Source organism: Streptomyces sp. NC-S4, from assembly GCF_054353315.1.
Map to the genome: position 1 here is coordinate 8,186,787 of NZ_CM135937.1, position 12,680 is coordinate 8,199,466.

Here is a 12,680-nt window from a genome sequence, read left to right on the forward strand (position 1 = left end):
AAGACGACACAGAGCAGCGAGGAACGCCATGACCGACTATCTGGCCGCCGCGACGGCGATGCTCGGCCCAGCACAGAACCGCCACGCGGATTCCGCCTCCTGGGACCGGCTCCACACCGAACTTGGCATCCGGCTGCCGACCGACTACCAGACCCTCGTGGACGCGTACGCTCCCATCCAGCTCAACGGCCACCTGTACCTGCACCACCCCGCGACCGAGCGCTGGAATCTGGGTCAGTACATACGTGACACGGTCCGCGCCTGGTCCGAGGTGTCCTGGGACGACCTCGACCCGGACGAGGACCCTCGCCTGCTGTTCGAACTCGCCGAGTTGAACTTCGGTACGCGCGACGGACTGTGGCCGATCGCCGGCACCGACCGCGGCGAGGTGGTCTTCCTCGCCGCGGCGGATGGCACGGCCCCCTGGCTCCTGGTTGCGGACGGTGACGGCGGCTGGGCACGGTACGAGATGAGCTTCGCCGAATGGCTCTACCGCTACCTCATCGGCGAAGACATGGCCGGCCCCAACACCTCCGCCTTCTACCCCGGTCCGGTACAGCTGCGTCGGCTCCCTTTGACCGCCGGTGAACGGCCAGAGCCGTGGGGCGGGCCAGACCGCGGCATGTAACAGTGCCCCCACGCGCAGTCGCCGACACCCACCGGGGTGCCTGGAGATCCACACGAGACGACCTCTCACTACCCTCTCCCTTCATGATCACATGGCTCGTCACCATCGCCCTGGCGTTCGTCGGCTACACCGTCACCTACCTCAACGGGCTGCGCCTGGCGCAGCGACAGGAGCGCCTCTCGCGCGTCAACCGGCAGCTCGGCGAGCTCTACGGACCGCTGTTCGCCCTCACGGAGGCCAACAGCCGGATTTTCGGCGCGTTCGTGGAGCGCCACGCCCGTGCCGACGGCCGGTCGCCCTTCGCCCATGAGGTGCCGCCCACCGAGGAGGAACTCGCCGAGTGGCGGTTGTGGGTCAAGACCGTCTTCCTTCCGAACATCCAGCGGATGCGCGACCTCGTCATCAAGCACGCCGACCTCCTCGGCGAAGCGGAGATGCCGCCGATCCTGCTCCAGCTCTGCGCCCATGTGTCCGGCTACGAGATCACGGTCGCCCGGTGGGAGCAGGGGAACTACGGCGAGCACCAGTCCGTGGTGCCCTTCCCCAGCGAGGAGATAGCCGCGTATGCGCGGCGCGGGTTCGCCGGACTGAAGCGGGAGCAGGGCCGACTCCTCGGGCGACGGCGCAACAGCGACCCGTCCTGACGGTCGGGAGCGGGCCGTCGACGACCGGTCGGACGGTCCGGCGAACGGGTCGGGTCACCGGGGCCCGACGGTGTTTCCGTACTCCGAACGGAGGCGCGGGTCCACCTATTCGAGGGAACCGGGTGGCCAGAACCAGGCCGGGAGGCCGTCGGCTGCCGAAGGAAAGGACGACGGCCCCGCTCGGGGCCGTGCGGTGCTCCGGCACCGCTGTGCGGTTACAAGGAGATGTCACGTGTCGCGTGTTCTGAAGAGTGCGGGTCTTGCCCTGGTGCTCGGCCTGGCGGTCCTCGGCGGTGCGTCCTCGGCGTCTGCGGACGCCACCGCGGAGGGCATCGCGGCCGGCTCGCCCGGCGTCCTTTCGGGCAACCTGATCCAGATCCCGATCCACGTTCCGATCAACGTGTGCGGCAACAGCATCAACCTGATCGGCGCGCTCAACCCGGCCGCCGGCAACGTCTGCGTCAACGCCTGACGGCTGTGAACCGTGGTCCATCCCGGTCGGAGGCTCGACCGGGATGGACCCGCACACGGCCCCGCCGTCAGGCCGGGGTGCGTGCGCGGTGGGCAGGGCCATGATTCGTAGCGACCCCGGCCGAATCCCACCGGAGACCCGCGTGCGAGGCTTGCCCGGCACCCGGGAGGAGACACCACGATGCACACGCCGAGCCGGCCCGAAGACCTGCAACACCCCGAACTGCTCTGGGCCAGGGCGGTGACCATGGCCATGGTCGACACCGCGTGCTCGACGAGCACCGAGTTCGCCCTCGACGACGACGGCCTGTGGTGCCACTCCACCGGCGCGGACGGCTGGTGGCGCCTGACCCTGTTGGACGGGGACCACGCGGTGTTCTGCGGCCAGGATCCCGACGGCAGCCACACCCACGTCGGTGGAGAGCAGATCGACTTCCTCGCGGGCGGCCCGGACTGGCTGCCGTGGGACCTCCTGCGCGACGACGCCGCCGGCAATCTCTTCGGCTTCGTCTACTGGTGGGAGAACGGCGCCTGGCACCGCATTCCCTACCCGGACGAGGTGCGCGAGGACGGACTGGAGGGAGCTGCGGCCTGGGTGGGCGCGGACGAGGAGGAGTTCCTCGAACTCACCGTGTCCTCCTTCGACGCCCCGTACGCGCTGCACCGCAGCCTGACCGGGGCCGTCACCCGGTTCGCGGCACTGGCGAGGGAACGCAAGGCCGACGCGGACGCCGTGGCGGCGCTGCTGGCAGCGGCCCGGACCGAGGACGGCCCGGCCCCCCGCCTCGAAGCGGCCCTCGACATCGCCACCCGCGCGGGCATCCTCGCCTAGGTCGTCCCTTTCGGATCTTGTCGGCCGGGCCCGCGGCGTCCGGTGCCGTGCACGGCAAGGCGGAGGTGCGCACCGCGTACTGGGCGTACTCGGGCGCCCCGACGACGCGGCCGGGCGCGGCACCGGACGCCGCGGGCCCGGCAAGATCCGGAAGAGACGGCCAAGGGCCGCGGCCAGCCTCGCGCGGTCACTTCAGCGCGGAGAACGCCTTGGTGAAGGCCAGCGGCTGCTGGAGGATCGAACTGCATGTGGCGTCGGCGTGGTTGACGGCGCCGGCCGCGCACTGCTTGTCCCGCGTGGACGACCACATCGCCAGTCGGCCGATGCCCTTCGACGCGGCGAACTGCACGAGCTGCGTCGCGTCCTCCACCGTGAAGATCTCGCTCGCGACGTCGTTCACGCCGATCATCGGCGTGACGGCCACGGCCTTCCACGCCGCCGCCTCGGACAGCCCGAGCACGCCCTTGATCTGCGCCTGCGTGGCGGTGGCGGCCTGGATCGCGTACTGCCCCATGTCCCCGCCGTACGCCGGCCCGTAGTCCATCGCCATGATGTTGACGGCGTCGACGCGCACACCGTTCTTCTTGGCGTCGGCCAGCAGCGCCACACCCGGCTGGGTCAGCCCCTCGGGCATCACGGGCAGGGTGAAGGCCACGTCCAGGCCCGGGTGGGACTTCTGCAGCCGGGCGATGGCCTGCGCACGGCGGGCGTTGGCCGCCGTGTCCGGCAGGGCCGCTCCCTCGATGTCGAAGTCGACCTTGGTGAGCCGGTACTGGTCGACGACCTTGCCGTACGCGGCCGCCAGCTCGTCCACGGTGGCGCAGTTCAGCGCCAGTTCGTGACCTGCGGCCCCGCCGAACGACACCCGGACGTCGCCGCCCTTGGCGCGCAGCGCACCGATCTGGGCGGCGACCTTGTCGTTCGCGAGATCCGTGACGCCGCCCCACAGCGGGGCGCAGCCGCCGCCGGAGGTGATGAAGGCCAGGTGGAACTCCTTCACACCGGTCTTCGTCGCGGTGTCCAGCAGGTCGTATGCCGGGTACAGGGAGGTGTCCACGTACGGGGCGAAGCGTGCGCCGCCGCCCCCGGGAGCGGGAGGGACGGTGGGGGCGGTCGCCGTGGGGGAGGGCGACGCGGTCCTGGTGGGCGTGGCGGACGTGGTGGGCGAGGTCGGGGCCGGGCTCGCGGTGACGGTGGGCCGGGCGGTGGGGCGCCCGCTCGGCTGGGCCGTGGCGCCCTGGTCCACCGAGCACTTCACCCCGTTGATCAGGCACCCGGTGGGGTTGCCGAGGGTGCCGGTCCCGCTCGCGACGAAGCCGACGGTGACGGAGGCCCCGGCGGCCAGCTGCGCGTTCCAGCTCGCGGGCTTCACGGTCACGCGGCGGCCGGAGACCGTGTGGGTGCCGTTCCAGAGCGAGTCGATCTTCGTACCCGCGGGCAGGTCGAACTGCAGGGTCCAGTCCTTCTGCGCCGTGCCGGTCTCATTGGTGATGACGTACTGGCCGGTGTAACCGCCGTTCCAGGAGCTGGACTTCGTGTACACGGCCCCGACGGAGGTCGCCTGCGCGGTCCCGGTGAAGGCGAAGGCCGCCCCGCCGATCACCGCCGCCGTCACGATCGCGCCCGTGACCTTCGCCGTACGGCTCGTCCTGCGCCGGTGCCCGACTGTGCTGCCCATCGCGTGCCTGCCTCTGTATTACTGGGGAGTTGGGGATCCGGCAGCACGCTAGCCGCACCGAAACGGACATTCGTTCGTTTCGGTGCGTCCCCGATGAGTCTTAGGTTCCGCTTAAGGCAGGGGAAAGCGGGACATCAGGAAGGGGGATGTCCTACATGGAGGAGTCGTCGAACGGGTTGTTCATCACGGTGGAGGACTCGCAGCTCGCGATTGCGCCGCTGGTGGCGCCGATCTTGCAGACCTCGAAGTAGGCGTTGTCGATCCAGCCGGCCTCCAGGGACGTGGTCCACGAGGCGGTCGTCTGGCCGCTCGGCACGGTCCGCATCTTCCAGACCCGGTGACCGCTCGCGCCGTTGGTGACGAGGCGGATGCCGATGACGTAGCCGTCGGTCGCGCGGTCCTGGGCGGTGATCTGGATCGGGTCGAGGCGGTAGGGGTTGATCCCCCAGTTGAGGACCATCCGCCCGTAGTACCAGTTGGTCGATACGCTCTGCTCGGTGCGGGACGCCGCGGCCGCGGGGCTGGCGAGGAGCGGAGTGACGATGGTGGCCAGGGCCGCGGCGGTGGCGACCAGGCTGATCTTGGTGCGCAAGGATCCCCCAGGGAATGAGTGTTGGCTGGAAATGCCTACTCTAGCCGGAAAATGATCATGTCTGACCATGCCTCAGTTCCCCTTGTCCGGCGTGCCCTTCGGCCCGCAGGAGCGGTCTCAGCCGTGCGTGGCGTCGATGACGCAGAAGCGGTTGCCCTCCGGATCGGCCAGCACCACGAAATCCGGGTCCTCGGGGTAGGAGTCCCAGTCGACGTGCCGGGCACCCAGCAGGACCAGCCGTTCCACCTCCGCCGCCTGCTCCGCCGCGTCCGCCGCGTACAGGTCGAGGTGGACGCGCGGCCGTTCCTGTACGGGTGTGACGCTGCGGCCGAGCGCGAGGCCCGGCCCGCCGCCGTCGGCCGGGACCAGGACCGTCCAGCCCTCGTCCACCCGGCCGTCACGGGGTCCGTACCCCAGCGCCCGGCTCCAGAATTCCGCGGCCCGCCGCACGTCCGCGGCTCCCATGACGATCGTTCCCAGGGTCAGCATGATCAGATTCTGGCAAACCGGGACGCCTACGGTGCAGCAGGCCGCTCGATCGCGACCATCGCCGCGTCGTCGTCGAGGGTGTGGCCGGCCGCGTGCGCGAGCAGGTCCTGGCACAGCAGGTCCAGCAGTGCCTGCGGGCGCAGTCCCGACCATGCGGTCACGCGCCGCGCCAGCGGGTAGAAGGTGCCCGCCGGGTCGCGCGCCTCCAGGACGCCGTCCGTGTACAGGAGCAGGACGTCACCCTCGGCGAACGCGAAGGTCTGCGCGGTGACCGCCGACGCCACGAGCCCGGCGAGCCCCAGCGGCGGCGCGGGCCGCTCCACCTCCAGCTGCTCGGCGCCGCCGCCGCGCAGCACGAGCAGCGGCGGCGGATGGCCGCAGCTGACGAGATGCACCACCGGCTCGGCGTCGGGGATCTCCAGGACGGCGGCGGTCACGAAGCTCTCGCCCTCGTCACCGGCCCCGTCCAGGTCCCCGGAGACCGCCGCCTCCAGGTAGTCCACCAGGCCCGGCAGTCCGGCCACCTGGTGGGCGGAGGCCCGGAAGGCGCCCAGGACGAGCGCGGCGTCCCCGACCGCCTCCAGCCCCTTGCCCCGGACATCGCCGATGATCAGCCGCGTGCCGGTGGCCGTCCGGGCGGCAGCGTACAGATCACCGCCGATCTGCGCCTCGGCCGCCGCGGCCAGGTACACGGAGGCGACACCGAGCGGGCCGATCCGGTCGGGCAGCGGCCGCAGGACCACCTCCTGGGCGGTCTCCGCCACCGAGCGCAGCTGGGTGACCTCCTTCTCGTGCACCTCGCGCAGGTGGGCGAAGAAGGTCACGAACACCGAGATCATCACGAGCGCGATGATCTGGAAGGTGTGGTTCAGATCGGTCAGGCTGGTGCGCGCCGTCGCGACCACCACCTGGGCCAGTACGGCGACCAGACCGACGAAGGCCGTCATCCGCGGCCCGGCGAACGACGCGGTGACCGCGGGTGCGGCGGCCAGGAACGGCCCGAGGTGCACCTCGGGCGGAGCGAGCACGTCGATCAGCGTCACGAGGGCGATCAGTGCGAACGGGACCGCCAGCTGCGCATGGCTCACCTTGGGGGACCGGTGGTGACGGGGGTGCGACGGCGGCCGGAGATCCATCCCCCCTGCATACACCGCGAGGTGAGCGGGATCCCCGAAGCCCGGCCGTCACGGGCGGTCCTGCCGGTCCTACGGGCGACGGCCGGGTCTACGGGCGACGGCCGGGCCGACCGCCCTTGCCGCCCTTCGCACCCTTGCCGCCCTTGGGGCCGCCGGACGCCCCACGGGGGTTCTTGCCCGCCGGCTTCCCGGACGACGACTTCCCGGCCCCCGACTTCCGCTGCGCGCCGCCACCGCCACCACCCGCGTCCGGGCGCTTGCGCTTCGCCTTGGGCTGCGGCGGGGTCGGTGCGCGCCCCCGCGTGCTGTTCACGGTCCGGCCGCGGACGATCCCGATGAACTCCTCCACCAGGTCGGTGGTCTCCTCCTGCGGCCACGACAGCGCCACCCGCGAGGCGGGCGCGTCGGACACCGGCCGGTAGGTCAGGTCCTTGCGATGGTGCAGGCGGGCGAGTGACTGCGGGACGACGAGTACGCCCACCCCGGCGGCCACCAGCTCGATCGCGTCCCCCGTCGTCTCGGGGCGCTCGATCGCGGGCTTGCCCGGCAGCTGCTCCCAGTCCAGGGTGTCGTCGAGCGGGTGGAACACGATCTCGTCGGCGAGATCCTCGGTGGACACCTCTTCCGCTGCGGCCACGAGGTGATCCTTGGGGATCACGACCACCGTGGTCTCGGTGTAGAGGGGGATCGCGCTGAGGTCGTCACGGTCGACCGGCAGCCGCACGAACCCGGCGTCGGCGCCGCCCGCCCGCAGCACACCGCACGCCTCGATCGGGGACACCGGGACCAGGGTCAGCGGGATGTCGGGCAGCCGCTCGTTCCAGATGCGCACCCACTTGCTGGGTGTGACCCCCGGGACATAAGCGAGCCGGAACGAATGGGGTACTTCCGAGCCTGTCACCCCGCAAGGTTACCGGTCGTGGTCGGAGGTAGCGCACACGCTCGATACTCTTGACACCATGACGTCGCACCAGAACACCCAGACGATGAAGCCCGCGACCGCGGCGAAGAAGCTGGGCGTGTACCTCGAGGCCACACCCGCAGAGTTCCAGGAGGGTGTCGTCTCGCGCAGCGAATTGAGTGCGCTCCAGGCCGATCCGCCCCAGTGGCTGAAGGAGCTGCGCGCCAACGGTCCGCACCCCCGACCGGTGGTGGCGGCCAAGCTCGGCGTGTCCATCGCGGGCCTCGCCCGCGGCGGGGTCACCGAGCCCCTCACCACGGAGCAGATCGAAGCGCTGAAGCAGGAAGCCCCCGAGTGGCTCCAGCGTGAGCGTGCCACCCAGGCCGAGGTCCGCAAGGAAACGGTCCGCATCAAGGAGATGCACGCCGAGAAGGCGGAGAAGGCCGAGAAGGCCAAGAAGGCCCAGGAGACCGAGCAGGCCCGCGGTCAGCGCTCCTGACCTGCGGCTGTGCCTTCCGTCAGGCCTGGCCTCCCCGTGGGGAGGCCAGGCCTGACGCCTTCTCCCGGTCCCGCCGGCCCCTGCGCCGCCCCCGCTCGCGGCGGATGCGCCCGGATCACCCGGCGGCCGCGTCCGCCCCCAGCAGCCGCACCGCCCGCTCGAGCCGTGCCCGCCTGGTCTCCGGCGTGAGCGCCTGCAGCAACGGCAGGATCACCTGGTAGCGCCCGGTCCGGTCGAGCGCCTCGAACGCCTTCGCCGCCGCCGGGTCCGATGCGAAGGCCGCCGCGAGGTCCGGTGGCACCGCCGCCGTCCGCTGGGACTCGTAGGCGTGCGTCCACCGCCCGTCCGCCTGCGCCCTGCGCACCTCGGCGAGCCCGGGCTCACGCATCCGCCCCGCGGCACTCAGCTCCGCGACCTTGTCCACGTTCACCTGCGACCACAGGCTCCTGGGCCGGCGCGGCACGTACTTCTGCAGGTAGTACCGCTCGTCGAGGGCGCGCCGCTGCCCGGAGATCCAGCCGTAGCACAGACCGATGTCGACCAGCTCGTCATCGGTGACGGACGGGATCCCGGACCTCTTCTTGGCCAGCTTGATCCACACGCCCTCGTGACGCGTGTGGTGCTCGGCCAGCCAGCTCTCGAACGCCTCGGCGTCCGCGAAGCCGATGATCTCCACCCCGCCCAGTTCCTCCATGGGTCCAGGCTATCGCCCACCGGCGCGGCCGGACCGGCCCCACGCGGCCGGGGCGCCCTTTCCAACCTCGGCCTACGGGTGCCGAGTTCGAGGATCGCGCCCCCGCCCGGATGCCCTGCGCCCGGGCCGACGTCCCCGGCGTCGCCCCGCGGTCCGGGCGGCGTGTGTCCTGGTGGCCTCGGCCCGGGGGTGTAAGCCCGGGGGCCGATGCCGGGGCCGGGCGCGGCTGGCTACGGTCACGCCATGGACACCCCACCGAACAGCACGAAGACCCCGAAGGCCCGGCAGAGCGGGCGGAGTTCGACACCGGGGGCCGGCGCGGCCCGTGTGGCCTGGGGCGGCGCCGGCCTCTACGTCCTGGTCCTGGGGCTGCTGATCGGCGGTGTGTCCGACGCCGCCGGGCCGGTCCTCGGGATCGTCACCCTGCTGGCCGTGACCCCGCTCGTCCCACTGCTGCGCCTGCGGCCCCTGGCGGCGCTGACGCTGACCCTCCTCGGCGGCACGCTCGTCGCGGCAGCCGCCCGGGACCACAGTCCGGGCCGGTTCCTCGTCTTCCTCGCCTCGGACCTCGTCCTGGGCATCGTCTTCGCCACGCGCCCCCGGCGGGACGCGGTCATCGCTCTCGTCACGGTGGTGGTGGTGGAGCTCCCGGCGGTCGGGCTGGTCTCGGTCGGACCCTACGACCTGATGAGCACGAGCCTGATCGCCTTCCTGTCGCTGGGCGCCGTCTGCATGACCGGCCTGCGCCTCCGTGAACGCCGGGAGCACACGGCCGAACTGCGCACGAAGCAGGTGGCCGAGGCCGTGACCGCCGAACGGCTGCGCATCGCAAGAGAGTTGCACGACATGGTCGCCCACAGCATCGGTGTGATCGCCATCCAGGCCGGTGTCGGCAGCCGGGTCATCGACACCCAGCCGGAGGAGGCACGCGCCGCCCTGCGGGCCATCGAGGCCACCAGCCGCGAGACCCTGTCGGGCCTGCGCCGCACACTGGTCGCGCTGCGCCGGGCCCAGCCGGACGGCCCCCGGGAGCAGGCGCCGCTCGGGCCCGCCCCCGGGCTCGCGGACCTCGACGGGCTGGTGGCCACCACCGCCGACGCCGGTGTGCGGGTCGACGTACGGTGGGCGGGGGAGCGCGGCCAACTGCCTCCCGAGGTGGACCTGTCGGCGTACCGCATCGTGCAGGAGTCGCTGACCAACGTGGTCCGCCACGCGAGCACCGGCCACTGCCGGGTCACCATCGGCTACGGGGAACAGGAGCTGACCGTGGAGGTCGTCGACGACGGGCGCGGCGCGCCCGACGGCATCGGAGGTACCGGATTCGGCATCACGGGCATGCGCGAGCGGGTCAGCCTGCTGCACGGCCGCTTCAGCGCCGGTCCCCGGGCCGGGGGCGGCTTCCGGGTCGAGGCGGCGCTGCCGCTGCCCCTCGCCGCGACGGCCGTGGACGGGCTCCGATGACCGATGCTCCGATCGCCGACGCTCCGATCACCGATGCTCCGATCGCCGACGCTCCGAGGACCGACGCTCCCGCGCGGGCGATCCGCGTCCTGCTCGTGGACGACCAGCCGCTGGTCAGGTCCGGTCTGCGGGTGCTGATGGCCGACGCCGCCGACCTGGAGGTCGTCGGCGAGGCCGGTACGGGCACCGACGGGGTCCGCCTCGCCGCCGAACTGCGCCCCGACGTGGTGGTGATGGACATCCGGATGCCGGGCATGGACGGGATCGAGGCCACCGGGCTGATCACCGCGGAGAGCGAGGCGGTCAAGGTGCTCGTGCTGACCACCTTCGACGAGGACGACCACGTCTACGGGGCGCTGCGCGCCGGCGCGAGCGGATTCGCCGTGAAGGACATGGCCGTGGAGGAGATCCTCGCCGCGATCCGGGTGATCGCCGCGGGTGACGCCCTGATCGCGCCGGGCGTCACCCGCAGGCTGATCGCGGACTTCGTCCGGGCGCCCGGGCCGGCGGCGCCCGCGGTACCCGGGATGCCCGGGGCGGCGGTCCCGCGGCCCGTCGCGGGGATCACGGAACGCGAACGGGAGGTACTGACCCTGGTGGGGCGGGGCCGTTCGAACGGCGAGATAGCCGAGGAGCTGTTCATCTCGACGGCCACGGCCAAATCGCACGTCTCGCGCCTGTTCACCAAGCTCGGTGCCCGGGACCGGGTCCAACTCGTCATCATGGCCTACGAGACGGGCCTGGTCGCACCACCCCGCTGAGGGGCCGGTGCGATCGGCGCCGAACGGATTCCTCAGGCGGTGACGGCCTCCGGGCGGCTCTCGTCCCGCCGTCCGGCGGAGGCCGCCGGACGCGAGGGGAACAGGCCGTCCAGCGCCAGGGCCCCGGGGCCGGTGAACACGAGCAGGAGGAAGGCCCAGCAGAACATCGCCGAGGCCTCGCCACCGTTCTGCAGCGGCCACAGCGCTCCGGGCTGGTGCACGGTGAAGTACGCGTACGCCATCGAACCGGAGGCGACGAAGGCGGCCGCCCGGGTACCCAGACCCAGCAGGACCAGGGCGCCCGCGACGAGCTGGATGGCGGCGGCGTACCAGCCGGGCCAGGTGCCGGTGGCGACGGTTCCGCCACCGTGGGCACCACCGAGGACACCGAAGAGGGAAGCGGCGCCGTGCGAGGCGAAGAGCAGTCCGGTGACGATCCGGAACAGGCCGACGGCGTAGGGCTGGGCATGGTCGAGACGTGCCTTCATGGGGGGAGGCTCCTTCGGTCGGGGACGGGTCCCGAAGTCGTGCCGGCGTTCTCGAGCGTGGGCGAGCCATAGGTTAGGTAGACCTAACCGGGCTGGCAAGCGCGAGTTCCGGCCACCCGGCTTCCGGCTTCCGACTCGCGGCTCCCCTCCCCCTCCTCGGTGGTGGCCTCCCCGGTACCCGGCACGGGTCGGCGTACCCCCGGGGATCGGGGACCTGCCGGTCCGCTCCCCTGTGACGGGCCGGCAGGTCCGCGTCTGGGTCCGAGCCTAGGACCGGCCCGCATCCCCGCCTGTGCGTCGCGCGCAGGTTTGCTTGATCTTGCGTGCAGGAGGTTTCGCGTCCGGCCGTGTGGTTCCCGCGGCGCGTCGGCCCCGTCCGCCGGGAGCCGGCCGACCCGTGGGGTCCGCTGGACGCGTGAGCATCCTCCCCGGCCGTGACTGGTGGACCGGGCTCCCGCCCGCGGCGGGAGCCGCCGTCATGGCCACCGGCATCATCTCCACCGGCCTGCACCTGACCGGGCACGAGGCGGCGTCGCTGGCCGCGCTGGTCGTCGCCGTCGCGCTGTGGCTCGTACTGGCCGCCGACTTCACCGCCCGGCTGCTCGGCGACCGCGGGCGGTTCCGCGCCGAGGCCGACACGCCGGCCGCGCTGACGGCCGTCGCCGCGACCACCGTCATCGGGGCCCGGCTCTCGGAGCAGGGGCTCCAGACCGTGGCCGCCGTGCTGCTCGTGGTGGCGGTCGTGCTCTGGCCCGGGCTGCTGTTCAACGTCCTGCGGCACTGGCGGCGGCGCATGCCGGGAGCGGCCTTCCTCGGCTGCGTGGCGACCCAGGGGCTCTCCCTCCTCGCCGCGTCCCTCGCCGACACCGCTCACCAGGACCTGCTGGCCCGGGCGGCGCTGGCCGCCTTCTGCCTCGGCCTGCTGCTCTACCTGGCGGCCCTCTTCCGCTTCGACCTGCGCGAGGTGGTGGGCGGGGCGGGCGACCACTGGGTGGCGGGCGGTGCGCTCTCCATCTCGGCGCTGGCCGGATCCAGGCTCACGGCGTCACCCGTCTGGACCGGTCCGGCACACACCACCCTGCGTACCGTCACGCTGGCCCTGCTCGCGCTGTCCCTCGGCTGGTACGCCGTCCTCCTCGCCGCCGAACTGCGCCACCCGCGGCCGCGCTACGACATCCGGCGCTGGGCCACCGTCTTCCCGCTCGGCATGACGGCCACCGCCTGCCTCTCCGTGGCGCAGCCGGCCGGCGTCGCCTGGCTGCGCACGCTGGGCGAGGTACTGCTCTGGATCGCCGTCGGCGCCTGGCTGCTGACCTTCGCCGCGCTGGTCGCGGCGCACCTCGCCGCCGGCCGTGGGGGGAGGGGCCGATGACACCCGCGCCCCGTGCCCGCGCACCGTGTGGCGA

Annotated in this window: 15 protein-coding genes; 8 read left to right on the forward strand and 7 right to left on the reverse strand. The window is 72.4% G+C overall.

All coding sequences use genetic code 11. From position 1 onward, the window contains the following. Positions 1 to 28 precede the first annotated feature (28 nt). The 4 genes from ACXNSR_RS36605 (at position 29) to ACXNSR_RS36620 (ending at position 2,575) form a co-directional block, all read left to right on the forward strand. Entirely contained in the window at positions 29 to 628 is a 600-nt protein-coding gene (locus ACXNSR_RS36605) for an SMI1/KNR4 family protein (protein ID WP_458639638.1), read from the forward strand. A gap of 83 nt (positions 629 to 711) precedes the next feature. Continuing rightward, positions 712 to 1,272 carry a hypothetical protein gene (locus tag ACXNSR_RS36610; RefSeq protein WP_458639639.1) on the forward strand — a complete coding sequence of 187 codons (561 nt, stop codon included), beginning with the start codon at positions 712 to 714 and terminating at the stop codon, positions 1,270 to 1,272. 232 nt (positions 1,273 to 1,504) lie between these two features. After that, positions 1,505 to 1,744 carry a chaplin gene (locus ACXNSR_RS36615; RefSeq protein ID WP_458639640.1) on the forward strand — a complete coding sequence of 80 codons (240 nt, stop codon included), beginning with the start codon at positions 1,505 to 1,507 and terminating at the stop codon, positions 1,742 to 1,744. A 180-nt stretch (positions 1,745 to 1,924) separates the two neighbouring features. Beyond that, the gene (locus ACXNSR_RS36620) at positions 1,925 to 2,575 is read left to right on the forward strand and encodes a hypothetical protein (RefSeq protein WP_458639641.1); all 651 of its coding nucleotides are present in this window, start codon (positions 1,925 to 1,927) and stop codon (positions 2,573 to 2,575) included. A 187-nt stretch (positions 2,576 to 2,762) separates the two neighbouring features. Here the strand turns inward: ACXNSR_RS36620 and ACXNSR_RS36625 are convergent, their stop codons facing one another. The 5 genes from ACXNSR_RS36625 to ACXNSR_RS36645 all read right to left on the reverse strand — a co-directional run bounded on the left by ACXNSR_RS36625 (position 2,763) and on the right by ACXNSR_RS36645 (position 7,371). After that, entirely contained in the window at positions 2,763 to 4,253 is a 1,491-nt protein-coding gene (locus ACXNSR_RS36625) for a cellulose binding domain-containing protein (RefSeq protein ID WP_458639642.1), read from the reverse strand. Between the two features lie 151 nt (positions 4,254 to 4,404). Continuing rightward, positions 4,405 to 4,845 (reverse strand): hypothetical protein, encoded by a 441-nt coding sequence (locus ACXNSR_RS36630; RefSeq protein WP_458639643.1) that lies wholly within the window; start codon positions 4,843 to 4,845, stop codon positions 4,405 to 4,407. 117 nt (positions 4,846 to 4,962) lie between these two features. After that, positions 4,963 to 5,334 carry a VOC family protein gene (locus ACXNSR_RS36635; RefSeq protein WP_458639644.1) on the reverse strand — a complete coding sequence of 124 codons (372 nt, stop codon included), beginning with the start codon at positions 5,332 to 5,334 and terminating at the stop codon, positions 4,963 to 4,965. A 26-nt stretch (positions 5,335 to 5,360) separates the two neighbouring features. Next, positions 5,361 to 6,470: a PP2C family protein-serine/threonine phosphatase gene (locus tag ACXNSR_RS36640; protein ID WP_458639645.1), complete on the reverse strand. Its 1,110-nt coding sequence runs from the start codon at positions 6,468 to 6,470 to the stop codon at positions 5,361 to 5,363. An 88-nt stretch (positions 6,471 to 6,558) separates the two neighbouring features. After that, complete coding sequence (locus ACXNSR_RS36645; protein WP_458639646.1) at positions 6,559 to 7,371, reverse strand: LysR substrate-binding domain-containing protein; 813 nt, start codon at positions 7,369 to 7,371, stop codon at positions 6,559 to 6,561. Positions 7,372 to 7,429: 58 nt separating this feature from the next. On the opposite strand from ACXNSR_RS36645, the gene ACXNSR_RS36650 reads away from it, so the two are divergent. After that, the gene (locus ACXNSR_RS36650) at positions 7,430 to 7,870 is read left to right on the forward strand and encodes a DUF5997 family protein (RefSeq protein WP_458639647.1); all 441 of its coding nucleotides are present in this window, start codon (positions 7,430 to 7,432) and stop codon (positions 7,868 to 7,870) included. Positions 7,871 to 7,985: 115 nt separating this feature from the next. On the opposite strand, the gene ACXNSR_RS36655 is transcribed toward ACXNSR_RS36650, so the two are convergent. Then, a complete protein-coding gene (locus ACXNSR_RS36655; protein WP_458639648.1) occupies positions 7,986 to 8,564 on the reverse strand; it encodes a YdeI/OmpD-associated family protein in 579 nt (192 codons plus the stop codon). A gap of 243 nt (positions 8,565 to 8,807) precedes the next feature. Between ACXNSR_RS36655 and ACXNSR_RS36660 the strand changes: the two genes are divergently transcribed. Both ACXNSR_RS36660 and ACXNSR_RS36665 read left to right on the forward strand, forming a co-directional pair. After that, positions 8,808 to 10,025, forward strand: a complete 1,218-nt coding sequence (locus tag ACXNSR_RS36660) for a sensor histidine kinase (protein WP_458639649.1) — start codon at positions 8,808 to 8,810, stop codon at positions 10,023 to 10,025. Beyond that, complete coding sequence (locus tag ACXNSR_RS36665; protein ID WP_458639650.1) at positions 10,022 to 10,786, forward strand: response regulator; 765 nt, start codon at positions 10,022 to 10,024, stop codon at positions 10,784 to 10,786. The genes ACXNSR_RS36660 and ACXNSR_RS36665 overlap by 4 nt, the downstream gene beginning before the upstream one ends. A 32-nt stretch (positions 10,787 to 10,818) precedes the next feature. Here the strand turns inward: ACXNSR_RS36665 and ACXNSR_RS36670 are convergent, their stop codons facing one another. Continuing rightward, positions 10,819 to 11,274 carry a DoxX family protein gene (locus ACXNSR_RS36670; protein WP_458639651.1) on the reverse strand — a complete coding sequence of 152 codons (456 nt, stop codon included), beginning with the start codon at positions 11,272 to 11,274 and terminating at the stop codon, positions 10,819 to 10,821. 415 nt (positions 11,275 to 11,689) lie between these two features. On the opposite strand from ACXNSR_RS36670, the gene ACXNSR_RS36675 reads away from it, so the two are divergent. Then, positions 11,690 to 12,646, forward strand: coding sequence for a tellurite resistance/C4-dicarboxylate transporter family protein (locus ACXNSR_RS36675; RefSeq protein ID WP_458639652.1), 957 nt, complete (start codon positions 11,690 to 11,692; stop codon positions 12,644 to 12,646). The last annotated feature ends 34 nt before the right edge of the window (positions 12,647 to 12,680 follow it).

Bases quoted from the DNA above. Each gene is read 5' to 3' on its own strand.
- ACXNSR_RS36605 (WP_458639638.1), top strand. From the start codon at position 29: ATGACCGACTATCTGGCCGCCGCGACGGCGATGCTCGGCCCAGCACAG.
- ACXNSR_RS36610 (WP_458639639.1), top strand. From the start codon at position 712: ATGATCACATGGCTCGTCACCATCGCCCTGGCGTTCGTCGGCTACACC.
- ACXNSR_RS36620 (WP_458639641.1), top strand. From the start codon at position 1,925: ATGCACACGCCGAGCCGGCCCGAAGACCTGCAACACCCCGAACTGCTC.
- ACXNSR_RS36625 (WP_458639642.1), bottom strand. From the start codon at position 4,253: ATGGGCAGCACAGTCGGGCACCGGCGCAGGACGAGCCGTACGGCGAAG.
- ACXNSR_RS36635 (WP_458639644.1), bottom strand. From the start codon at position 5,334: ATGCTGACCCTGGGAACGATCGTCATGGGAGCCGCGGACGTGCGGCGG.
- ACXNSR_RS36640 (WP_458639645.1), bottom strand. From the start codon at position 6,470: ATGGATCTCCGGCCGCCGTCGCACCCCCGTCACCACCGGTCCCCCAAG.
- ACXNSR_RS36650 (WP_458639647.1), top strand. From the start codon at position 7,430: ATGACGTCGCACCAGAACACCCAGACGATGAAGCCCGCGACCGCGGCG.
- ACXNSR_RS36655 (WP_458639648.1), bottom strand. From the start codon at position 8,564: ATGGAGGAACTGGGCGGGGTGGAGATCATCGGCTTCGCGGACGCCGAG.
- ACXNSR_RS36660 (WP_458639649.1), top strand. From the start codon at position 8,808: ATGGACACCCCACCGAACAGCACGAAGACCCCGAAGGCCCGGCAGAGC.
- ACXNSR_RS36665 (WP_458639650.1), top strand. From the start codon at position 10,022: ATGACCGATGCTCCGATCGCCGACGCTCCGATCACCGATGCTCCGATC.
- ACXNSR_RS36670 (WP_458639651.1), bottom strand. From the start codon at position 11,274: ATGAAGGCACGTCTCGACCATGCCCAGCCCTACGCCGTCGGCCTGTTC.